The organism is Myxococcales bacterium (assembly GCA_016717005.1).
Lineage (GTDB): Bacteria > Myxococcota_A > Polyangia > Haliangiales > Haliangiaceae > UBA2376.
Map to the genome: position 1 here is coordinate 595,393 of JADJUF010000039.1, position 22,596 is coordinate 617,988.

At 73.6% G+C, this 22,596-nt stretch carries 13 protein-coding genes; 7 read left to right on the forward strand and 6 right to left on the reverse strand.

What is annotated here, in order from left to right; genetic code table 11:
• Window positions 1-51: 51 nt before the first annotated feature.
• From IPL61_33535 to IPL61_33550, 4 genes are read left to right on the forward strand one after another with little or no spacing between them, the layout of a single operon-like run.
• Window positions 52-1,482, forward strand: coding sequence for a DUF4139 domain-containing protein (locus tag IPL61_33535; GenBank protein ID MBK9036113.1), 1,431 nt, complete (start codon window positions 52-54; stop codon window positions 1,480-1,482).
• Entirely contained in the window at window positions 1,479-2,801 is a 1,323-nt protein-coding gene (locus IPL61_33540) for a hypothetical protein (protein MBK9036114.1), read from the forward strand. The genes IPL61_33535 and IPL61_33540 overlap by 4 nt, the downstream gene beginning before the upstream one ends.
• Window positions 2,783-3,526 carry an ABC transporter ATP-binding protein gene (locus IPL61_33545; GenBank protein ID MBK9036115.1) on the forward strand — a complete coding sequence of 248 codons (744 nt, stop codon included), beginning with the start codon at window positions 2,783-2,785 and terminating at the stop codon, window positions 3,524-3,526. Before IPL61_33540 ends, IPL61_33545 begins: the two co-directional genes overlap by 19 nt.
• A 1-nt stretch (window position 3,527) precedes the next feature.
• Window positions 3,528-4,781 (forward strand): hypothetical protein, encoded by a 1,254-nt coding sequence (locus tag IPL61_33550; protein ID MBK9036116.1) that lies wholly within the window; start codon window positions 3,528-3,530, stop codon window positions 4,779-4,781.
• Between the two features lie 185 nt (window positions 4,782-4,966).
• Here IPL61_33550 and IPL61_33555 read toward each other — a convergent pair whose 3' ends face one another.
• Window positions 4,967-5,893: a hypothetical protein gene (locus tag IPL61_33555; GenBank protein ID MBK9036117.1), complete on the reverse strand. Its 927-nt coding sequence runs from the start codon at window positions 5,891-5,893 to the stop codon at window positions 4,967-4,969.
• A gap of 146 nt (window positions 5,894-6,039) precedes the next feature.
• Here IPL61_33555 and IPL61_33560 point away from each other — a divergent pair, with 146 nt between their 5' ends.
• The 3 genes from IPL61_33560 (at window position 6,040) to IPL61_33570 (ending at window position 15,202) form a co-directional block, all read left to right on the forward strand.
• Window positions 6,040-12,369 (forward strand): hypothetical protein, encoded by a 6,330-nt coding sequence (locus IPL61_33560; GenBank protein MBK9036118.1) that lies wholly within the window; start codon window positions 6,040-6,042, stop codon window positions 12,367-12,369.
• A gap of 157 nt (window positions 12,370-12,526) precedes the next feature.
• Entirely contained in the window at window positions 12,527-13,471 is a 945-nt protein-coding gene (locus IPL61_33565) for a hypothetical protein (GenBank protein MBK9036119.1), read from the forward strand.
• 1,173 nt (window positions 13,472-14,644) lie between these two features.
• Window positions 14,645-15,202 (forward strand): PAS domain-containing protein, encoded by a 558-nt coding sequence (locus tag IPL61_33570; protein ID MBK9036120.1) that lies wholly within the window; start codon window positions 14,645-14,647, stop codon window positions 15,200-15,202.
• Between the two features lie 840 nt (window positions 15,203-16,042).
• On the opposite strand, the gene IPL61_33575 is transcribed toward IPL61_33570, so the two are convergent.
• The 5 genes from IPL61_33575 to IPL61_33595 are packed head-to-tail and all read right to left on the reverse strand — an operon-like array spanning window position 16,043 to window position 22,565.
• On the reverse strand, window positions 16,043-16,657 hold the full coding sequence (locus IPL61_33575) for a polysaccharide biosynthesis/export family protein (GenBank protein ID MBK9036121.1): 615 nt from the start codon (window positions 16,655-16,657) through the stop codon (window positions 16,043-16,045).
• 38 nt (window positions 16,658-16,695) lie between these two features.
• Window positions 16,696-17,268 (reverse strand): prepilin-type N-terminal cleavage/methylation domain-containing protein, encoded by a 573-nt coding sequence (locus tag IPL61_33580; GenBank protein MBK9036122.1) that lies wholly within the window; start codon window positions 17,266-17,268, stop codon window positions 16,696-16,698.
• A complete protein-coding gene (locus IPL61_33585; protein MBK9036123.1) occupies window positions 17,265-18,479 on the reverse strand; it encodes a prepilin-type N-terminal cleavage/methylation domain-containing protein in 1,215 nt (404 codons plus the stop codon). Before IPL61_33585 ends, IPL61_33580 begins: the two co-directional genes overlap by 4 nt.
• The gene (locus tag IPL61_33590) at window positions 18,476-18,952 is read right to left on the reverse strand and encodes a prepilin-type N-terminal cleavage/methylation domain-containing protein (GenBank protein ID MBK9036124.1); all 477 of its coding nucleotides are present in this window, start codon (window positions 18,950-18,952) and stop codon (window positions 18,476-18,478) included. The genes IPL61_33585 and IPL61_33590 overlap by 4 nt, the downstream gene beginning before the upstream one ends.
• 22 nt (window positions 18,953-18,974) lie before the next feature.
• On the reverse strand, window positions 18,975-22,565 hold the full coding sequence (locus IPL61_33595; GenBank protein ID MBK9036125.1) for a VCBS repeat-containing protein: 3,591 nt from the start codon (window positions 22,563-22,565) through the stop codon (window positions 18,975-18,977).
• Window positions 22,566-22,596: the final 31 nt, after the last annotated feature.

Genomic DNA, 22,596 nt, shown 5'->3' on the forward strand with positions numbered 1-22,596 from the left:
ATTCGCCAGCGGCAGCGGCCCACCGCGAACCGGACTGGTACACTGCCGCCGATGACCTCTCCGCTCCCGGGTCGCGTGCTCGTGATGGCCAGCGGCGCCGCCCTCGCGCTGGCGATCGGCGGCCAGGCCGTCGCTGGCGGCCGCGATCGCACGACCGTGATCAACATCAAGCGCGCCGCCGATCCCAGCTTCGGCGGTGAGTCCTACGGCGGCGGCGGCGGCGCGGCCAGCGGCTACGTGACCCAGGAGCGCCAGGTCGAGATCGGCGCCGACGGCACGCTGCGGTTCCCGGGCGTGGCCGCGACGCTCGACGCCGCCACGGTCGAGTTCCGGAGCACGACCGATCCGAGCGGCACCCGCGTCGTCGAGCAGCGCCTGATCAACGACCTGGTCAACCCCGAGGCGCTGCTGCTGCGGCAGGTCGGCAAGCCGATCACGATCACGCTGGCGTCGGGCGAGCTGACCGGCACGCTGCGGGCGCTGGCGCCCGACGCGCTCGTGATCGACACCGGCGATCGCGCCGCCCACATCGTCCCGCGCGGGCCCCAGATCCTGGCGATCAAGCTGGCGGCCGCGGCGATCGATCAGGAGCCGACGCTCGAGTGGCGCCTCACCGCGGCCCGGGCCGGGCGCCACGACGTGGTCGTGAGCTACCGCGCCGACGCGCTCGGGTGGCAGCCCGACTACTCCGCGGTGCTGGCCGACGACGGCACGCTCGATCTGACCGCGTGGGCGACGATCACCAACGACACCGGCGCCGACTTCGCCGACGTCGACCTCACGCTGACCGCCGGCGGCGGCGACGGCCTGTTCGCGTCGCTGGGCCTGGCCCCGGGCCGCCCCAGCTCGACCAAGCCCCGCGCGTGGAAGATCCCCGGCAAGGTCGCGCTGCGCTCGGGCCAGGCGGTCCAGGTCGAGCTGGCGCCGAAGAAGACCGGCATCAAGCCCCGGAAGGCGCTGGTGTTCGAGGCGCTGGCCGAGGGCGCCGGCGCCGACAACGCCAGCCCGACCTCCGACTGCGGCGCCTACGTCCCGCTCAACCCGCGCACCGGCGAGTACCTCGAGATCGACGTCGGCGTGCCGCTGCCGAGCGGCCGGGTCCGGCTCTTGCGCCGCAGCGGCCACGAGCTGACCGTGATCGGCACCGACGAGCTGCGCGCCAGCGCGACCACCGGGGTCGTGCGCGTCAGCGTCGGCGGCGGCGACGTCGGCACGATCTCGGGCGAGCGCACCCAGGTCCAGTGCCAGCCCGACGGCAGCGGCCGGTCGATGCGCGAGGACATCGAGGTGACCGTGACCAACGACGGCGCCAGCGCCGCCGACGTGGTCGTGCGCGAGTACATGTACCGCTGGCACCACTGGAAGATCCTGCGCGAGAGCGTGAAGGGCACGCGCGCCGACGACCGCGCCCAGGAGTACCGGCTCAAGGTGCCGGCCGGCGCGTCGAGGTCGGTCACCTTCACCGTGCAGTACGAGTGGTGAACCGGCGGCTGCCGCTGGCGGGCGTGGCCCTGGGGCTCGCGGCCGGGTGCCTGGGCCGCGCCGCCCCGCGCGCGGGCGCCGGCGGCGGCGACGCGCTGATCACGCTCTACCGTGACGGCGCGCTGATCGAGGAGCGCGTGCCGGTCGCGCTCGACGGCGCCGGCCGGGGCACGATCGCGCTGACCACCACCGCGATCGCCCGCGACGGGCTCGAGGTCGAGGGCGTCGACGCCGCGGTCACGACCTGGAGCTGGACCCAGCCCCACGCCGGCGACGCCGTGGTCGCGCGGATCGGGGCCCGGACCGTCGCTGGGCGCCGGCTCGGGGTCGAGCCCGACGGGCGGGTCGCGGTCGCGACCGCCGACGGCGTCGTGATCGCCAGCGCCGCGCAGCTCGAGGGGCCGACGCCGGCGATCGCGGTGACCAGCCCGGCCCGCGACCGCACGATCACCGTCGCGATCCGCTACCGCACGCCGGCGCTCAGCTGGGCCGCCGGCTACACGCTCGTCGACGAGGGCGCCGGCCGCGGGCGCCTGCACGGCGCGCTGCGCCTCGACAACCGCACCGGCCGACGGTGGCGGCGGGCCGACGTCGGCCTGCTCGACGCGCCGCTGCCGACCGAGCCCGGCGCCGCCCTGCCCCGCGACCGCGCGATCCTGCCGGTCGGCCGCGCGCTCGCGATCGGGCCCGGCCCCCAGCGCCTCGATCTGGGGCTGACCAACCGCGCCATCCCGCTGCAGCCGATCCTGGTCTACGACCCGGTCGGCACGCGCCTCGACGGCCTCGGCATGCGCCCCAACGACGATCCGCGGTTCGGCGTCGAGCGGTGGTCGCCCCAGGTCGAGGTCAGCGTCAGCCTGGCGCTGGCCCAGGTCAGCGCGGCGCCGCTGCCGTCGGGGCCGATCCGGATGTTCGGGCTCGACGCCGACGGTCAGCTCGCGTGGCGCGGCGAGGGCCAGCTGCTGCCGCCGGCCGACGGCGCCGCGCGCACCGTCGCGATCGCGATCGGCCGCTCGACCGAGGTGACCGGGCGGCGGACCCAGTCGATGTTCGAGCTCGACCACGCGCGCGAGCGGCTGATCGAGGAGTACACGCTCGAGTTCGACAACGCCGGCGCCCAGGCGGTCACGCTCGAGGCCCGCGAGCACATGTACCGCGGCCGGTGCTGGCAGCTCGTGTACTTCTCGACCGCCGACATCGGCAAGCAGGGCGAGCAGCTGGTCAGCCTCCGCACGGTCGTGCCGGCCCGCGGCCAGGCCAAGATCGTCTACCGGGTCTCGTACAAGTGGAACATCGATCTATGCAAGAGCCAGTCGTAGCGCTCGAGGTCCAGCACCTCACCGTCCACTACGGCCGCCGGATCGCCGTCGACGACCTCGGGCTGACGGTGACCGCGGGGAGCATGGTGGCGCTGCTGGGCCCCAACGGCGCCGGCAAGAGCACCGCGCTGCTCGCGATCGCCGGCGGCCTGCGCCCGACCCAGGGCGAGATCTCGATCGCCGGCACCGACCTCGCGCTCGATCCGCTGGCGGCCAAGCGCAAGCTCGGGCTGGCCGACCAGCCGCCATCGCTCTACGAGTACTTCACCGTGGCCGAGCACGTCGCGATGGTGGCGACCGTGCGCGGCGCCGACGATCGCGCCGCCGAGCGGGCGCTGCTCGACGAGCTGGGGCTGGCGGCGGTGGCCGATCGGCCGTGCCGCGAGCTGTCGTTCGGCATGCGCCAGCGGGTCGGCCTGGCCGCGGCGCTGGTCGCCGAGCCGGCGGTGGTGCTGCTCGACGAGACCCTCAACGGCCTCGACCCGCACGCGGCCCGACGCGCGCGCGTGTGCCTGACCGCCGCCGCCGCGCGCGGCGCCGCGATCGTCATGTCGACCCACCTGCTCGACGTGGCCGAGCGCATGGCGTCGCGCGTGCTGATCATGGACCAGGGCAAGCTCGTCACCGACCTGGCCGGCGACGAGCTGCGCGCGCGCGTGGCCGCGGGGCCGGGCGCGCTCGAGGAGCTCTACGTCGGCCTGGTCGCCGACCGCGGCGTGGCCTGACATGGTCGACGGACGCGCGCTCCTGGCCTGGGCCGATCTCGACGAGCGCCGCCGCCGCGGCAGCCGACCGAGCGGCGCGCTGGTGCTGGCGCTGCTCGCGGGGCTGGGCCTGGCCGCGCTCGCGCTCGCGCGCGACGGCTGGCTCGACGGCGCCCGGGTCGCGCCGGGGCCGGTGTACCTGATCGCGGTCGCGCTGGTCGCGCTGGTCCCGACGATGATGATGGCGCCGCACCGGATGTTCTGGCGCGCCGACGCGGCGATGGTGGCGCGCCTGCCGATCCCCGGCGGCGCGCTGTGGTGGGTCGCGCTGGTGCGCGCGGTCCGCGGCGCCGCCCTCGGCGTCGTGGTCGCGGCGCCGACCGCGATCGTCGCGACGATCGCCGACGCCGGCACCGGCGCGCGGTTCGCGGCGGTGATCGCGGCGCTGGCGGTGGTCGCGGCCGCGCTCGTGCCGGCGGTGTGCGTCGGCGCCGCCCACGTCGTCGCGTCGGGGCAGGCCGCGGCCGCGACCCAGGCCCTCGGCGGCGATCAGCAGGTCCCGACCACGACGCTCCTGGGCGCGCTGCCCGGGGCCACGATCGCCGGGGTCGTGCTCGCCGCCGCGGCGACCGGCGGCTGGATCGCCGACGGCGCCGGCGCCCAGGGGCCGCTGGTGCTGGCCGGGCTCGCGCTCGCCGCCGCGCTCGCCGCCGCCGCCGCCACCGCGGCCGCGCCCCGGGTCTACCCGCGGGCGATGCGCGAGGTCGCCGCGCTCGATCGCCAGCTGCTCGCGCACCTCGAGATCGATCGCGCCACCGCGGTCGAGCGCGCGGCCGGCGCCCGGCTCGGCGGCGACGCCAGCCGCGTCTTCGATCGCCTGGCGCGGCTGACGCGCCGGCGCTATCCGCTGTTCGCGCTGGCCGGCGCCGGCGCCGCGATCGCGCTGGTCGCGCTCGGGCTGGGCCGGCCCGCCGACGCCGACGCCTGGCTGGCGATCACCGCCGGCGCCGCCGCCGCGATCGCGGCGACGCTCGCGCGCGCGACCGGCCAGCCGCCCCTCGAGCTGGCGCGGTCATCGGCGACGCTGCCGCTGGCCCCCGCCGCGATCACCCGGGCCCGCCGGGCGACCGTGGCGCTGTGGCTCGCGGTCTGGACGCTCGCGCCGACCGCGATCGCCGTCGCGACCAGCCCGCGGCCGGCGACCACCGGGGCGCTCGTCGCCGTCGGCGCCGCGATCGGCACCGCCCTCGGCGCGCTGCGCCGCTCACGCGCCTGACGGCGAGCGCGCCGACGCTCAGCGCGCGGTCGCGAACACGTGCAGCGACCGCGCGCACGACACGTCAGCCCGCGATCGTGAACCGTCGCCCGCGCGGGGGGGGGGGGGGGGGGGGGGGGGGGGGGGGGGGGGGGGGGGGGGGGGGGGGGCGGGGGGGGGGGGGGGGGGGGGGGGGCGGCCGACGCTCAGCTCGCGGTCGCGAACACGTGCAGCGAGCGCGCGCACGACTCGGCGTCGCGCCCGGCCTGGCGCAGATCGAACAGGCCGATCACCTCGGTGCGCGCGCCCGGCTCGACGTTGGCGATGAAGCGGGTCACCGACGACACGATGAAGTACAGCCCGAGCCCGGCCCCGGCCGCCTCGCTCGACCCGCGCGGCCGCCCGCGCTCGGCGCGCGCGCGCTGCAGGTGATCGACGATCGCGCCCTTCACCAGCGCGCCGAAGCGATCCTCGACCGACACCGCGAAGTGGCGGCCGTCCGACGCCCACCGCAGCCGCGCCGGCGCCGCCACCCGCGCGAGCAGATCGGTCGGCAGCTGCGGCGCGTCGCCGAGCGCGGCCGCCGGCGCGTCGTACATCGCGTTCATCAGCAGCTCGTCGACGACGCTCTCGACCCGCGCGACCATCGGCCGGCGGGCCCCGGCCTCGCGCGCCGACGCGGTCACGGCCAGGAGCGCCGCGCGCTTCTCCTCGTAGTTCGCGACCTCGAGCTCGGTCACGCGCACGCCCCACGCCAGGTACTTCTCGAGCCCGAAGATGTCGCCCGACGACAGCTTGCCGGACGTGACGACCAGCTCGGCGTCGTCGGGCTCGTCCTCGCCGGTGATGACGTGGTTGCACCCCTCGGCGCGGAGGCCGTCGACGGTGCCGTCGTCGGCGAGCGACACCCCGACCACCAGCATCGCGCGCCCCGAGGCCAGCGCGGCGCGCTCGGCCGGGGTCATCCCGTCGTGGGTCGGGCGATCGATCACGACCAGCGTCGGCGCGTTGGCGATCGCGCCGACCTCGTCGACGAACTCGACCTCCGCCCCCGCCGCGTGCAGCGACCGTCGCAGCGCCCTCCGGAGCGCCACGCTCCGGGTGACGCATACGGCTCGGACCGGGCCGGACATCTGCCACAGGATACCAACTCGACGCCGACGGCGTCAATGCGACGGGAGAGCACCCCCACCTACCTGGCGTCCGCCACCCCGCCCGGGTGATCGGGTTGGATGCCGGGCTTGCGCATCCGACCGCCAGCCCTGTTACGATGATTTCGATGGCTGAGCCACCGCCGGATCGCCCGCAGCGCCCGCCGCCGCTGCCGGCGTTGCCCAGCCTGCCGACGCTCCCGCGTCGCGACGGCCCGACCCCGGCCAAGGCCGCGCCCCCGAGCCCGCCGCCGGTGCCGGCGCCGCCGGCGCTCCCGGCCAAGCCGCCGGCGCCGCCGCCGATCCGGATCGCCGCCAGCGACGACGAGGCCACCGGCGATCACACGCGCCGCGTCGACGGCGCCGGCTCGGCCGCGATGGTCGACGCCATCGTCGAGGTGCTCGCCAACGAGGCCGAGGCGCTGCTGACCGCCAAGGTCCCCGGTGGCGACGACCGCCTCGCCGACCTGAACGTGCGCCAGGCGATGATCAGCGCCGACCTGCTCGACGACAGCGTCGACGCCGCCCGCTACCTCGAGCTGGCCGACCGCCACCCGCTGTCCGCGCGCCTGCTGCTCGGCTACGGCATCGCCGCCGCCGATCCGGCGCTGCTCCAGGCCGCCGCCGCCGGGATCGAGCGGGTGCCCGACGCCCGCGACCGCGCCCGCATCCGCCGCGACCTCGCCGAGGCCTGGCTGTACGCGATGGCGACGCCGGCGCCCGCGCTCGCGATCCTGGCCGGCTCCGCCGAGGGCGCCGAGCCCGCGGTCGCCGCCGACCTGAAGGACCTGGCCGCGATCGCCCGGAGCGCCGCGGGCAAGTGGCGCGAGCTGGCCGACGCCGCGGTCGCGACCGCCACCGCGCCCGGGGCCCGGCCCGAGGACGTCGCCGAGGCCCAGGCGCTCGTGCTCGACCGGCTCGGGCAGGCGACCCGCGCCGTCGAGCTGACCCCGATCGTGCTCGCGGCTGAGCCGACGCGCGGCACCGCGGTGCACTGGCTGCGCACGATCGACCTGGCGCTCGAGGCCCACGCCCGCACGCCCGGCGCGCGCCCCGGCGATCGCGTGGCGTTGCTCGAGAAGCGCCACGCGCTCCTGGCCGACGACGGCGGCGCCCCGCGCGCCGCCGCCGCCGCGCGCTACCAGCTCGCCGACGCCCACCGCGGCAGCGGCGATCTCGCCGGCGCGCTCGCCGGCTACCGGGCGATCGCGCCCGAGGCCGACTTCGGCGCGATCCTCGCGCACACCGCGGCCGCCACCGTCGCGGTCCTCGCCGGCCGCTGGTCCGACGCGGTCAGCGAGCTGCACACGCTGTCCGGCGCGTCGGGCCTCGGCATCGCCGCCGCGGCCCACGCCTGGCGCGCGTTCGAGCTGGCCGCGGCCCACGGCCTGCCCGCGGTCGAGCTGGGCGAGGCGGCGCTGGCGCTGGCGCCGTCGACGCACGGCGCCCGCGTGCTGTCGGCGCTGCTCGTCACCGGCGCGCCCGAGCCGCTGATCGCGGCGCTGGTCGCGGGCAAGCACCTGCGCCGCGCCGCGCTGGTGGTCGAGGCCCGCACCGGCGACCTGCCGCGCGCCGCCGACCTGGTCCGGATCGGCGCCGCCGAGCGCGCGCCGGACGCGCGCACCAGCGAGCTCGACCACCAGCTGCGCCTGGCGCGCCGGCGCCACGAGCGCGGCGACCTCGGCGACCTCCACCTCGCCGCCGCCAGCGCCGCGGCCGACCCGCGGGTGGCGGCCGCCCACCTCACCGTCGCCGGGACGCTCGAGCTGGGCCGGGGGCGCTTCGTCGAGGCCGAGGACACCTTCACCACGGCCGCCCGCCACGCGCCGACCGACCCCGCGGCCAAGGTCGCGCTCGCGGCGATCTACCGCAAGGGCGAGCGCTGGCGCGATCTGTCGAAGGTGCTGACCGAGCTGACCGCGCAGGTCGCGGGCACGGCCACGCGCACGGCGCTCCTGCGCGAGCACGGCGCGCTCCTGGCCGGCGAGCTCGCCGACGTCGGGAAGGCCCGGACGGTGCTCGAGCAGGCGCAGGCGCTGGCGCCCGACGACCTCGACGTCACCTACGAGCTCGCGCGCCTGTACGAGCACGGCCGCGCCTGGGACAAGGCCATCGAGCTGCGGGCCAAGATCGCCGAGCGCACCAAGGACGCGCGCCGCCAGGCCGAGCTCTACCTCGAGATCGGGCGCCTCGAGGAGACCCACCGCAGCGACGACGCCGCCGCGCTCGCGGCGTACGAGCGCGCGGCCCGGCTCGACGAGCGCAGCCCCGAGCCGCTGCGCGCCGCGGCCGCGTTGCACCGCAAGCACCAGCGCCACGACCGCCTGCTGGCCGCGCTCGCCGCCGAGCTCGACCGCGGCGTCGAGCCGTCGCGCCGCCTGATCGTCCAGCTCGAGGCCGGCCGCCTGCACGAGACCGCCGGCGACACCGCGCGCGCGGTCGCCGCCTACGCCGACGCCGCGACCATCGAGCCCGATCATGAGCACGCGCTGGCCGGGGTCGAGCGGGTCGGGCGCGCCGGCCTGCACTGGCGCGCGATCGCCACGACCTTCCGCCAGGCCGCCCCGTCGCTCGCGCACCTGCGCACCCTGGCCGAGGCGCTCGAGCGACTCGAGGAGTGGACCGAGCTGTCGACGGTGCGCCAGGCCGAGCTCGATCAGGCCCCGGCGCCCGATCGCCCGCGGCTGGCGAGCGCGCTGGCGCGCATGGCCGAGGACAAGCTCGGCGACGTCGACACCGCGATCCGCTACCACGCGCTGGCGGTGCAGGCGCCCAACGCCACCGACAGCCACCGCGACCTGACCCGGCTGCTCGAGCAGGCCGAGCGCTGGGCCGAGCTGGTGACCGCGCTCGAGCGCGAGCTCGCGGCGACGCCGGCCACGGCCCCGGAGCCCCAGATCGCGCTGCTGCTGCGCATCGGCGAGCTGCGCGAGGTCCGCCTCGACAAGCCGGGCGAGGCCGCGCTGGCCTACGAGGCCGTGCTCGAGCGCAACCCGCACCACGTGCCGACGCTCGAGGCGCTCGAGCGCCTGTACGAGCAGGCCGGCCGCGACAAGGATCTGCTGCGGGTGCTCGAGACCCGCGCCGACTCGACGATCGACAAGCTCGAGCGCGCGCAGCTGTACCTCCGCATCTCCGGCGTCAAGCAGGGCCGCGGCGACGTCGACGGCGCGATCGCCGCGTACACCGCCGCGTTCGTGGCCGACCCCGGCAACCGCGAGGTGTTCACCGCGCTCGAGAAGCTCTGCTACAAGCACGAGCGCTGGCCGGCGGCGATGAACCTGTACCAGTCGGCGATCGATCTGATCGAGAGCGGCCAGTCGCGGGCCTACCGGCTGTCGGATCTGTACGCCCGCCGGGGCCAGGTCCAGCTGCAGTACCTGGGCGAGGCCGACGCGGCGGCGTCGTCGTACGCCAAGGTCGTCGAGATCGATCCCGAGAACGACACCTCGGTGAAGTTCCTCGAGTCGATCTACTCGCAGAAGAACGACTGGTCGGGGCTGATCAGCATCTACGAGAAGCGGGCCGGGCTGATCCGCGACGACGAGCGCCGGCTCGAGGCCCTGCGGCGCGCCGCCCGGGTCGCCGCCGCCAAGATGCGCGACTTCGCCGAGGCCGCGCGCCTGTACCAGCAGGTGCTCGACGCCGACCCGTCCGACGCCGAGGCGCTCGACGCGCTCGAGCGCTGGTACGACCGCAACCAGGACTGGAGCAAGCTGGTCGAGGTGCTGCGCAAGCGCCTGGCGACCGCGCCCGCCGGCGACGCCGCGACCGCGATCCTGCGCCGGATCGCCCAGATCTCCGAGGACGGCCTCCGCGACGAGGCCAAGGCCACCGAGTACTACCAGCGCATCCTCGAGATCGCGCCCGCCAACAAGGACGCGCTCGAGGCGCTCGGCCGCATCTACGAGTCGACCGAGCAGTGGGCCGAGTTCGTCGACGTCACCCGCCGGCAGATCCGCGTCACCACCGATCGCAACCTCAAGGCCCTGCTGTACTTCAAGTGCGGCTCGGTGATGGAGGCCAAGTTCGGCAAGGAGGAGGACGCGATCCGCTACTACGACGCGGCGATCAAGACGTCGCCGTCGTGCCTGCCGGCCGTCCACGGCTTGCGCGACCTGTACCGCCGGCGCGAGGACTGGCCGCGGGTCATCCAGACCCTCGAGCTCGAGGTCAAGCTGTGGCAGGACGACAAGGAGCGGGCCGGCGTGTTCGCGCAGATCGGCCGCATCTACGAGCAGCGCCTGGGCGACGCCGGCCGGGCGATGCACTACTACGAGAGCGCGCTCGCGGTCGATCCCGAGTGCCTGCCCGCCAACCAGGCCCTGTTCGAGCACTTCTTCGACGCCGGCCAGTGGGCCAAGGCCCTGCCGCTGGCCCAGGCCCTCGCGGTCAAGGCCATGCGCGACGGGGACCCCAACACCCGCAGCGAGTTCTACCGCCGCCGCGGCGTGGTCCAGCGCGAGTCCGGCGACGCCCGCGGCGCGGCCGAGAGCCTGATCGTCGCGCTCGAGATCAAGCCGACCAACCTCGAGGCGCTCGACAACCTGCTCGAGCTCCAGCGCCTGCGCCCCGACGCCTGGGACTTCGAGTCGGTCTACCGCGAGCTCGACAAGCTCTACAAGAAGCGTGACGACGCCGGCCCGCTGCTCGCGCGCGTGCGCGTCGCCCAGGCCACCGCGATCGAGCGCGACGGCGATCTCGACAGCGCCCAGGCCATCTACGCCGAGGCGGTCGCGCTGGCGCCCGACGACTTCAACGTGCTGTCGGCGCGGATCACGCTCGACCTGAACATGCGGCGCTGGGCCGAGGCCACCGACGCGATCACCGCGTTCGTGACGACCACGCCGCCGCCGCCGCTGGCGGTCCGGATCGCCGCGCTGATGCGCCAGGCCGAGATCCACGGCGACGGCGAGATGGACTCGCACCGCGCGATCGCGGTGCTGCGCCAGGTCATCGACCTCGATCCCAGCCACGAGCACGCCTACTACCTGACCGCGCAGGAGTACTTCGTGCTCGGCCGCCACGCCGAGGCCAAGGCCGCGATCGATCGCGTGATCGAGCTGGCGGCGGCGCCCGGCTCGGCGATCGCGCCCGAGAGCCTGGCCCGCTACTACTACTACCGCGGCCGCATCATCGAGGTGGGCGGCGACGCCCGCGGCGCCACGTCCCAGTACCGCCGCGCCTGCGAATACGATCCCGGCTACGCGCCGCCGGCGCTGGCGCTGGCCCGGCGCGCCGCCGACGGCGGCGATCGCGCCTCCGCCGAGACCCTCCTGATCGACGCCGCCCACGCCGCGATGGAGAAGGGCGGCCCGATCGCCGCGGTGCCGCTGCAGCGCGGCCTCGCGCGGATCCTGCTCTCGGCCGGCGAGCGCCCGGCCGCGATCGAGGCCTACCGCGGCATCCTCGGCGTCGACGACAGCCCCACCGATCGCGTGGCGCTGGCCGAGATCTACGCGATCGACGACCCGAGCAAGGCGGTCAGCGAGCTGCGCAAGGTGCTCGACCGCACGATCCACCACGCGCCGGTGTACCGGCTGCTGGCGCAGTACTACCAGCGGCTGGGCGAGACCCACCGGGCCATGCGCGCGCACGTCGTCATGGAGCAGCTCGGCTTCGCCGCGGACAGCGATCGCGTCGAGTCGGCGCGGGTGCGCACCCAGCTGCCGTTCACGCCCACGGTGCGCGGCCTCGAGGACGAGCTCCGCCAGCGCCTGCTGGTCAGCGGCGCCGCGCGCGAGGTGTTCGGCGAGATCATGGCGGCCGCCAACGAGGAGCTGGCGGCGCTCTACCCGGCCCCGTTCGTGGGCGAGAACCTGATGCCGGCCCAGCGGATCGACGACGCCGGCCTGCGGGTGGCGATCGCCGACGTCGCGCGCCTGACCGGCATCGACGCCGACGTGTTCGTGGGCGAGCGCGTGCCCGGCCTGGTCGCGATGGTGGCGTCGCCGCGCCGGCTGGTCGTGATCGATCGCTCGCTGCTGGACGAGGCCGACGGCCCGCGCCGGTACCTGCTCGGCTGGGCGTTCGAGGCGCTGCGCGGCGGCTACGCCTTCCTGCACCACCTCGGCCGCAAGCAGCGCAGCGAGCTGGGCGCGTTCATGAAGTCGCTGCTCCTGCCCGAGGCGGATCGCCCGGGGCCGACCAACGACTTCGTGCGCACCTTGCCCAAGCGCGCCCAGCGGGTGCTCGAGCGCCACGCCGGCGGCGGCCGCGATCTCGACGGCGACGTCTGGATCGACGCCATGCTCGCGAACGCCAAGCGCGGCGGCCTGGTCGCGTGCGACGACTTCGCGGCCGCGGCCTGGATGATCGCGCGCATCTCGGGCGAGATGCTCCTGTCCCACGACGCGACGGTGGCGCTGGGCGCGGTGCTCGGCGGCGCCGACCTTGTGCGCTTCTATCTGTCCGACGACTACCAACGCATACGTGAGCACCTGGCCAGTAGTGGCTGATCTCTTGCAGATGGCGGGTCGCTCGCTGGATCCCCTCTGGACGATCGCGATATGATCGACACAAGGGTTCGAGGCGATGTATAATGTGTAAGGTGCGGCACGGGCATTACGCAGCGACGGCTGGGATGTTGTGCTCGAAGGACATGACGGAGACGCAATGAGCCAGAAGTTTCAGGCCTCGGTTCACCATCGCGACGACGTCAGCTACGTCAAGCTGGCTGGCGTCATCGACGAGGACAACGAGCTCACCTCGTTGACGGACAAGATCCCGGCCGGTACCGCCGTGATCGACCTAGGCGAGATCGAGCGCATCAACTCGTGCGGCGTCCGCGACTGGGTCAACTGGCTCACCAAGCTCGAGAGCCAGGCGACCAAGGCGGTCCTGGTCGAGTGCTCGCCGGCGATCGTCGCCCAGATCAACCTGGTCAACAACTTCACCGGCTCGGGCGTGGTGAAGAGCTTCTACGTCCCGTACTTCTGCCCCGACTGCGACGAGGAGAAGGTGCTGCTCGTCGACGCGACCGACATGGGCCCGCCGCCGCACGAGCCGCCGACGTGTCGCTGCGACGAGTGCGATCTGGTCATGGACTTCGACGACATGGCCGACTCGTACTTCGCGTTCCTGTCGAACCAGAAGAAGATCGCCGAGGCCGAGAAGATCAACGGCGTCATCAAGGAGTTCGCGGCCGGCGACGCCAACGACAAGAACAAGGTCCGCTCGCGCGCGTCGAGCACGAGCCTGTCGGGCGCGTCGATCTCGTCGCTGCCGAGCGTGCCGTCGCTGCCGTCGATCTCGCGGCCGACCGGCAGCCAGCCGCAGATGTCGGCCAAGAGCAGCAGCCGCCCGTCGATCGCGCCGGTGACCGGCACGACCCAGCCGGGCATGCGGCCGGTGGGCTCGTTCCAGGGCACCAACCCGGGCAGCCGCCCGAGCGGCCTGTCGCTGCCGGGCACCAACCCCGGCGTGGCGCCGGCTTTCGGCGCCAGCATCGTGGGAGATCGGCCGCTGACGCAGCCGCGCTCGAGCATGGTCATCTACGTGCTGGTCGGCGTGCTGATGATCGCGATCGGTGTGCTGGCGGTGCTGCTCGTCTCGAGCTGAGGGGCGGCGGCGACGCCAGGTCGCCTTCGATTTGGTTTGCGCGACGCGAGCGGCTGACTCCTCGACGGTTTTTTTGCGTAGGCGCTTGGGTGACCAGGACGGGGTTTTAGCGGAGGCGCTTAGGGACCAGGCCGCCAGGTCCCTCGTTTGGTTTGGCGAGGCGGCTGACTCCTCGACGGGGTTCTGCGGAGGCGCTTGGGTGACCAGGCGGGGTTTTAGCGTAGGCGTTGGGTGACCAGGCGCCTGGTCCCCTCGATTTGGTTTGGGCGGGCTGTCCTCGACGGGGTTCTAGCGGAGGCGCTTGGGTGACCAGGACGGGGTTTTAGCGGAGGCGCTTGGGTGACCAGGCCGCCTGGTCCCCTCGATTTGGTTTGCGCGACGCGAGCGGCTGACTCCTCGACGGGGTTCTAGCGGAGGCGCTTGGGTGACCAGGACGGGGTTTTAGCGGAGGCGCTTGGGTGACCAGGCCGCCTGGTCCCCTCGGACCGCGGTTCGGGGCGCCCGGCGCTGCGCGGCCGGAGTGCCGCACCACGGCCCTCCCGAGCCCCACCACCGGTCGGTGGAAATTACGCGGTCGACGGGGACCAGGGGCCTGGATCACCCGGCGCGCGCGATGACCTCGGACCCTGCGGACTCAGCGCACGTTGCGTCGGCTCAGGGTGGTGGCGGCGCGATCGACTCGACTGGACGCGCTGGGGTCATGGCCCGCGATGACGTCGGGCGCGGCGGCGCTGCCGCCGGGGGTGGGGGCGGCGCGATCGACTCGACTGGACGCGCTGGGGTCATGGCCCGCGATGACGTCGGGCGCGGGGGGGGTGGGGGGCGCGATCGCTCGACTGGCGCGCTGGGGTCTGGCCCGGATGACGTCAGGCGCGGGCGCTGCGGGGGGGGGGCGGCGCGATCGACTCGACTGGCGGCTGGGTCATGGCCCGCGATGACGTCGGGCGCGGCGGCGCTGGGGGGGGGGGCGCGATCGGCTCGACGGGACGCGCGGGGGTCGGGCCCGGGAGGGGGGCGGCGGGGCGGCGGCGCCGCGGGGGGTGGGGGGCGGCGCGATCGACTCGACTGGACGCGCTGGGGTCATGGCCCGCGATGACGTCGGGCGCGGCGGCGCCGGGCGAACCCTGGGGTTGGGCGACCCGGGCGCGTGCGCGATCCGGTACGATCGAGGCCATGGAGCCGCACCCGGCGCTGACCCAGTTCCTCGGTGAGTTCAAGCGCGTCGCCACCGCGATCGTCGACTCGTACTTCATCGTCGACAACGAGCGTCGGATCGTCGACTTCAACCGCGCGTTCTTCGCGATGCTGCCGCGCCAGGTGGCGCGCGGCCTCAAGGGCAAGCGCTGCTACGAGGTGCTCGAGCTCAACATCTGCAAGACCGAGTGCATCGCGCAGCAGTGCTGGGCCGACAACCGCCACGTCCGCCTCGACGAGATCAGCGGCAAGGTCCTGGGCGACCCCGACGCCAAGGAGCTGCGCTTCATCCTGTCGGCGGTGCCGATCACCGACGAGGCCGGCGCGCCGGTCGGCGCGCTCGAGATCCAGCGCAACGTCACCGACGAGGCCGTGGTCCAGGTGAAGTACCAGGAGATGCTCGAGACCGAGGCCCGCGAGCGCGAGCGCCTCGCCAATCAGATCCGCGTGCGCACCAAGGAGCTGCTCGAGACCAACCAGCTCCTCCTCAAGACCCAGAAGGACCTCCTCACCTACAAGAAGGGCCTCGCCGTCTAGCCCGCCCGCCCGCCAGACACCAGCGCCCGCAGCCTCGCTCGCGCCACCCCGCGCCGCCGCGCCGCCGACCCACGCTACATCTGCAGCGTCCGAGGTCGTCGCGTCCCGCCACCAGCGCAGTCGAATCGATCGCGCCGCCACCACAACGACGCCGCGCCGCCGACCCACGCTGCATCTGCAGCGTCCGAGGTCATCGCGCGCGCCGGGTGATCCAGGCCCCTGGTCCCCGTCGACCGCGTAATTTCCACCGACCGGTGGTGGGGCCCGGGAGGGCCGTGGTGCGGCACTCCGGCCGCGTCGCGCCGGGTCCCCCGAACCGCGGTCCGAGGGGACCTGGCGGCCTGGTCACCCAAGCGCCTCCGCTACCACGAACGCGCGCGCGCGCGTCGCGCAAACCAATCGAGGGGACCTGGCGGCCTGGTCACCCAAGCGCCTCCGCTACCAACGCGCGCGCGTCGCGACCAATCGAGGGGACCTGGCGGCCTGGTCACCCAAGCGCCTCCGCTACCACGAACGCGCGCGCGCGTCGCGCAAACCAATCGAGGGGACCTGGCGGCCTGGTCACCCAAGCGCCTCCGCTACCACGAACGCGCGCGCGCGTCGCGCAAACCAATCGAGGGGACCTGGCGGCCTGGTCACCCAAGCGCCTCCGCTACCACGAACGCGCGCGCGCGCGTCGCGCAAACCAATCGAGGGGACCTGGCGGCCTGGTCACCCAAGCGCCTCCGCTACCACGAACGCGCGCGCGCGCGTCGCGCAAACCAATCGAGGGGACCTGGCGGCCTGGTCACCCAAGCGCCTCCGCTCGAACGCGGCGCTCGTGGAGGCGCGCGCGCCCCCCTAAGGAACGAAGAGCGCGTCGCCGGTCATCATCACCAGGTTCATCTCCGGGTGGCTGCCGTCGGCCAGGAAGTCGTAGGCGATCGGGATCGTGCGGGTCACGCCGGTCTTGGGGTCGCGGCGCAGGAGCTTGATGCTGTTCTTGCCCGCGAAGCGCGTGAAGCCGCCCGCCATCGCGATGGCCTCGACCACGGTCACGTAGTAGCCCAGCTGGACCACGCCCGGCCGGGTCACCTCGCCGACGATCGTGAAGCGGTAGCTGTTGGCCCCGCGCACCGCGACGGTGATCTCTGAGCCCGAGCCCAGCTTGACGAAGTCGGTCAGGCGGCCCCGGATCATCGCCTTGAGGCTCGACGGGGTCTCGCCGACGGCGTGCAGGTCACCGACCAGCGGCATCGTGATGTTGCCGTCGGGCCGGATCGTGGCCTCGGTCGTGAGCCCCGGGTTCTCCCACACGTTGATCGAGATCTGATCGCCGACGCCGAGGATCCACTCGGCGTTGCGAGGATCTGGCTCGGACGCGTAGTCGTACTTGGGCAAGGTCGGGGCGCAGCCGCCGACCAGGGCCAGGACCACGAACACCGCCACGACACGGAGAGAGCGCCACGCGACCATCGGCGCGATCTTGCGAGATTCTCGCGGAGCGCGCAACGTCACCACGAGCTGAACGTGATCGGGGTCCCGCCCAGGGGCAGCAGGACCATCCGAGCCCGGTACTTGCCGGTGGCCGACTCGAAGTACACCATGACGCCGCTGCAGCGCCCGTTGGCCTCGCAGTAGATCTCCTTGCTCGCGCCCGAGGCCAGGGTGTTGGCCGGCCCCGCCGTCGCCGACACGGTCGGCGGCTCGGTCCAGCCCGCCAGCTTCACCTGCCGCGCCAGCGCGACCCGGCGGAACTCGACCCAGGCCGCCGCGGTCGAGGTCGGTGACGGGTCCTCCTCGAGCCGCTCGAGCGAGATCACGACCGGGTCGCCGGCCTCGATGATCACCCGCGTACGCGCCGAGACCCCGAGCGCGTCCGACACGTTGGCCCGGACCGGCCCGCTGGCGACCGCGCGCCGCGACGCCTCCGACACCATGCCCGAGAGCTGGTCGGCGACGTCGATCGGTCGCGGATCGGGCCGCAGGTACACCCACGCCGAGAGCACCAGGACGCTGACGATCGCGACCACGACCATCAGCTCGATCAGCGTGAAGCCGCCTCGGCGCCGCGCGGTCCGGGTCACCGCGCCACCGCCAGGTTGCGCAGGTCGGCGCCGACCGTCGCGTAGCGGTAGATCGCGTCGCCGCGCAGCTCCTCGGGCCGGCTGCTGTCGGGCACGCCATCGAGGGTCACCGCGCCGCGGTTGCCCAGGTCGTTGTTGTCGGGTCGGGCCAGGTCCGTCAAGGACGGGGTCTTGGCGGTGCCGACCGACTGGAGCTTGCCGCGGGTGCGGACCACCAGGGTGACGCGCAGCTCGGTCAGGAGCGGACGGGCGTCGGTGAACGTGTTCGTGGTCGCGGTCAGCGTGTTCTGGTCGGCGCCCGAGTACCAGTCGCGGTCCGCGTCGGTGTCGAGGTCGGGCGTGTCAGTCGTGGCCCGCGCCGTCAGGTCCTCGCCCTCGTACCAGCGCGACGCCACCTGCAGGTCGGTGAAGCCCAGGCCCATGTCCTGCCAGTCGTTGGCCCGGAGCCCGCCGGTCGGTGACTGCTGGAGCACGCCGAGCGACCGCCGGGTCGCGTCGATCCGGTAGCCGCGCGCGACGAAGCGGTAGACCATCGTGTTGCGCGGGGTCACGGTGCCGTGGTTGAGGCGGACGTCGTCGCACTGGTTGTTGTCGGGCTCGCCCCAGTCGCCGTCGGTGCGCAGCGTGATCGTCGCCGGCGCCGTCCCAGTGATCGCCAGGATCTGGCCGACGCACGCGCGGGTATGGATCACGACCAGCTGGTTGGGCGGCGTGCCCAGCACCGTGGACGAGCGGTTGGTGATCACGATGACGTCGTCGGGCGCGAAGCGATCGCGGTCGTCGACGGCGAAGGTCACGAACGGATCGGCGGCCACCGTGTCCAAGGTGGCCTCCGCCCGGGCCTGGGCCGAGGAGTCGGCGTAGAACACGTGGAGCTCGTCGGGGCCGAACCCGCTGGCGTTGTCGCGCAGCTCGACCGCCGCGTGGACCGCCGGGGTCCCGGACACGCGGAAGCCATCGATCATCTGGAACCCGGCCTGGCGCACGTCGCGCTGGATCACGTCCTGGCCGGCGGTCAACGTCCGCTGCAGCTCGGCCACCGCCTGCTGGGTGCGGAACGCCGTCGACATGCGGACGAAGATCGACAGGATCATGGCGATCAGGAGCGCGCTGATCGTCAGCGCGATCATCAGCTCGATCAGCGTGAAGCCGCGCTGCGGCGACCGCGCGCCCCGCCCCCGCTGGGCGAGCGAACCGGCGGCCGTGCTCACAGGCCGTCCCCGACGGTGCGGATCAGCTCGAGCGAGATCGAGTGGTCGAGCGCCGCGGCCGAGCCCGAGCCGGTGCCGGCGCCGTTGGCGTTGTCGTCGCTCCACGCCACCTCGACCCGGATCTTGATCAGGTCGGGGCTGACCGTGGTCAGCTCCTCGACCTGGACCCGCGGCCGGAAGGTCGTGCCGGTAGGGCCCGCGACCGTGTTGAGGGCGGCGTCGATCGGCAGGGTCGTGGTCGAGAACTTGGCCAGCAGCTTGGGCACCGTCAGCGCGCGCATGTCCTCGAGCGTCTGCTGGGCGATCGCCACCGCGTTGCCGTTGTCGCCGGTGCGCTCGTTGCCCTTGAGCGTGGCGATGTGCAGCGACATCAGCCCGGTCAGCCCGATCACGGTGATCGCCAGCGTGACCAGCAGCTCGATCAGCGTGAAGCCACGCTGGTGTCGGCTGCGACTGCGGGGGGCGCGGGACATGGTGGTGCGCTCGATCCTTGCGCTAGTAGACCTGACGCCAGCCCAGGAGCGTCAGCGGGGTGTTGGTGCCGACGGTGCCGACCGTGGCCGACTCGTTGCCCTGCCCGAACGGGCTGATCGTCGTCGAGGCCGAGTCACCGCCGGCGTCGGCCGAGCGCGGCGTGCCGATGCGCGACACGTCGCCGGCCAGGGTCGCGAAGTACAGGGCCCCGGCGTCGCCGTAGAGCGCGCCCATGACCGCCGACGCGATGTCCTGGGTGAAGTCGACCGCGAACGCGTCGCCGGAGCCGGCCTCGAGCGACACCGCCGCCACCTTGGTGGAGCCGGTGTCACAGGTCGACGTCCCGACCGCCGGGTCGGTGGTGCGGGTGAAGATCACCTGCTGGGTGGTCACCACCGCGCCGCCGTAGAACTTCTCGCACATGCTGCCGGCGCAGGCGCCGGTCATCTTCGAGCGGATCTCACCGGTGTCGGCGTAGATCCCGTAGAACTCGTTGGCCTCGGTCACCGCGTGGCTCTCGAGCCCGCCGGTGCCGAAGAACAGGACGACCCGGGTCGTCGAGTCCGACCGGACCGCCAGCGTGCCCGCGATCGGGCTCTCGGCGGCGAGCGCGCCCGAGGTGAGCTTCGACGAGAACAACGCGTACTGCGGCGTCGTGACCAGGCTGCCGTCGGGCTGGGTCGTGGTGGCGCCGTCGACCGCGATCGCGCCGAGGCCGGTGTTGTCGTTCCAGGCGCCGTCGAGATCGCGCCCCGGCTCGACCTTGTAGACGTAGCCGCAGGCGTCAGCGAAGACCGCGCGATCGGCGTAGCCGTTGAACGTCGGCGCGCCCTGCTCGAGGTCGTCGTCGGTCTCGAACGTGGCGATGTCGCTGGTGATCGCGCACTTCGCCTGGAACTTCCACAGCAGCCGCCCCGTGGCCATGTCGTAGGCGCTGACGATGCGGCCCTTGGTGAACGGCGCGGTCGGGTTGTCGTAGCCGATGCCGGTGGCGGCGACCGCGATGAACTTCTCGACGCCGTTGAGCAGCACGCGCGCGACCGCCGGCTTCGAGAAGCCCTGGCCGGCGTCGGCCTCGCCCGGCACGACCGTCCACATCGGGGTCGGCCCGGTGACCGTGCCGCTCGCGCTGATCGTGCTGGTGACGTCGAGCGCCATCAGGCTCTTGCCGCCGGCGCCGCTCGACATGACCACGGCGGTGGCGAAGTTGCCGTCGGCCTTGCGGTAGTCGGCGACCGTCGGCGAGCCGTCGGGGTACGAGCCGATCTGCGTGATCCCGGCGCTGACGCTGCTGGTGTAGTCGGCGATCATCCCCGACGCGACCTTGGGCGGGACGAACGCCCAGGCCTCGGTGCCGCTCGGCGACGTGGTCATCGCGGTCGGCATGGTCTGGACGGCGTGGATCATGCCGTCCTTCGAGCCGAACAGGATCAGGTTGCGGCGGGCGGCCTGGGCGGTCTGGAAGCTCTGGTGGCGCAGCTTGTCGGCGGCGCCGGCGTAGACGTACCAGATCGGGAAGCCGGGCTTGGTCAGGACCGCCGGGGTCGAGTTCTCGATGGCGCCGACCCGGCTCTTGTTGATGCCGTCGTTGCCGACGCCGAACCGCGCGCTCCGGACCCAGTCGACCACGGTGGCGACCTGCGCCCCGTCGGCCGCGCCCATCGTCGCGATCAGCGAGGTGTTCGACGCGTTGCTGGTCGTGAAGTCGAGGCGCGACGTGCCGCTGGTGTTGCTCGTGTAGATCTTGCGCGCCGAGTCGGACACGCCGTCGATCGAGTCGGTCGCGTCCCAGTAGGTCTGCGACAGGCCGGCGTTGACCGCGAACAGGTGGCCGCGATCGCCGGGCTGGCGGAAGCCGCCCAGGTAGGCGACGCCGTCGCTGACGATCACGCCGGCGCGGAAGTGCTCGCGGGCCGCGGTGTAGTCGAACGTCGCCGAGACGTTGGTCAAGATCGGCGTCTGCGTGTGGAACGAGTTCGAGCACATCTCGACCTTCCACCGCACGTCGCGCCCGACCGGGTGCGGGAAGCTCACGCACAGGTCGCCCGACGTGTCCGGGCAGGCGGTCGCCAGCACCCAGTTCTCCGGGGTCTCGTTGGACAGGTAGAAGGCGATCGAGCCGCCGTTGAGCGAGTAGGTCGGGTGGATGCGGGCGGCGGTGACGACCATCTCAGTCGACGACAGCGCGCCGAGGTCGACCACGCCCGAGGCCGCGGTGCCGCACTCGACGTAGCTGGCGGCGACGCGGTTGGCCTGGATGAAGAAGCTGCCGGTGTGGTTACCGTCGGCGATCATCAGGTCCATCGTGCCCGACGGATCGTGGTCGTAGTCGAACATGAAGCCGACGTCGTAGTCGATCAGCGTCGTGTCGTCGTGGGTCGTGAGCTGCATCGGCGTGTCGGAGAACGGCGTCGCCGTGCCGTTGTTGACCCAGTAGAACGAGTCGCCGCCGTGGTTGGCGTTGTAGTTGAAGTTGTCGGTGCCGACGACCAGATCGACCTTGCCGTCGCCGGAGAAGTCGTGGAGGAACACGACCGTGGCGCCGCCCTGGAACGTGACCGACTGCGAGGTCGACGCCAGGCCGCCGCCGGACTGGCCCTTCCAGATCCGCAGGCGATCGCCCGCGGTGCTGCAGCAGGCCGGCGACCCCGCCACGAGGTCGAGGAAGCCGTCGCCGTCGATGTCGCTGTAGGAGAACACCGGGGACCGGGCGGTGCCCGAGGCGCCCATGCCCATGCTGGTGATCAGCACCGAGGAGTACACGAACTTGGGCGAGGTCGAGCACGGCAGCGGCGCCGGCGGCGCCGGCGGGTTCGCGACCGTGGCCAGCGTGCAGTTGTTGAGGAACACCCGGAGCGTGCCGCCGCTGTCGCCCGAGCCGTAGAGCAGGTCGAGCTTGCGATCGCCGTTGTAGTCGAGGACCTGGACGGTGCTGCCGCCCCACGGCTGCATGCCGAGCGAGGTCAGCGCGGTCGAGTTGTACATCGCGTCGTAGGCGGCGTTGAAGCGCGGGTTGCCCGAGCCGTCGTTCGAGGCCTGGTTGAGGAACAGCTTGGCGCTGTAGGGCGCGAAGTCGAGGCCCGACGAGCTGCGGTGCTCGGCGATGAAGACGTCGTCCCAGCCGTCGCCGTTGAAGTCGCCGACCGCGACCGGCCGACGGCGGACCGCGGTGCCGCCGGAGGTCGGCGCGATCAGCTCCCGCACGGTCGGGAACGAGGGCGTGCGCACCGCGTTGACGTCGTTCCAGTCAGGCGCGGGGTTGTCGAAGGTCCGGTTGCGGTAGATGCGCAGCCACGAGTCGGTCTCGGCCGCCCCGGCGAAGTCGGCCCAGCCGTCGTGGTCGAAGTCGCCGACGGCGGCGAAGACCGAGTGATCGCTGATGCCGAGCGAGGTCGACCGGAACTGACCGGTGCCGTTCTGCAGCTGCAGGCGGGCGCCGGTGCTGTCGTAGACGATGCCGTTCTTGACCGTGCCGGTGTCGAGCGACGCGCCCGCCCAGCCGGTGGTCGGCGAGGTCTGCGGGCAGTTGGTCACGTCCGCGTACGCAGGGCTGACCGCGAGCGTCACCGCGGCGACCGCGGCGACCGTCCGAGAGATCGGGTTGGCGCGCATGGTAGGGCTCCTGTACGGGCGATGGACGGAC

Coding starts and splice junctions, on each gene's coding strand:
- IPL61_33535 (MBK9036113.1), top strand. CDS start 52: ATGACCTCTCCGCTCCCGGGTCGCGTGCTCGTGATGGCCAGCGGCGCC.
- IPL61_33545 (MBK9036115.1), top strand. CDS start 2,783: ATGCAAGAGCCAGTCGTAGCGCTCGAGGTCCAGCACCTCACCGTCCAC.
- IPL61_33550 (MBK9036116.1), top strand. CDS start 3,528: ATGGTCGACGGACGCGCGCTCCTGGCCTGGGCCGATCTCGACGAGCGC.
- IPL61_33555 (MBK9036117.1), bottom strand. CDS start 5,893: ATGTCCGGCCCGGTCCGAGCCGTATGCGTCACCCGGAGCGTGGCGCTC.
- IPL61_33560 (MBK9036118.1), top strand. CDS start 6,040: ATGGCTGAGCCACCGCCGGATCGCCCGCAGCGCCCGCCGCCGCTGCCG.
- IPL61_33565 (MBK9036119.1), top strand. CDS start 12,527: ATGAGCCAGAAGTTTCAGGCCTCGGTTCACCATCGCGACGACGTCAGC.
- IPL61_33570 (MBK9036120.1), top strand. CDS start 14,645: ATGGAGCCGCACCCGGCGCTGACCCAGTTCCTCGGTGAGTTCAAGCGC.
- IPL61_33575 (MBK9036121.1), bottom strand. CDS start 16,657: ATGGTCGCGTGGCGCTCTCTCCGTGTCGTGGCGGTGTTCGTGGTCCTG.
- IPL61_33590 (MBK9036124.1), bottom strand. CDS start 18,952: ATGTCCCGCGCCCCCCGCAGTCGCAGCCGACACCAGCGTGGCTTCACG.
- IPL61_33595 (MBK9036125.1), bottom strand. CDS start 22,565: ATGCGCGCCAACCCGATCTCTCGGACGGTCGCCGCGGTCGCCGCGGTG.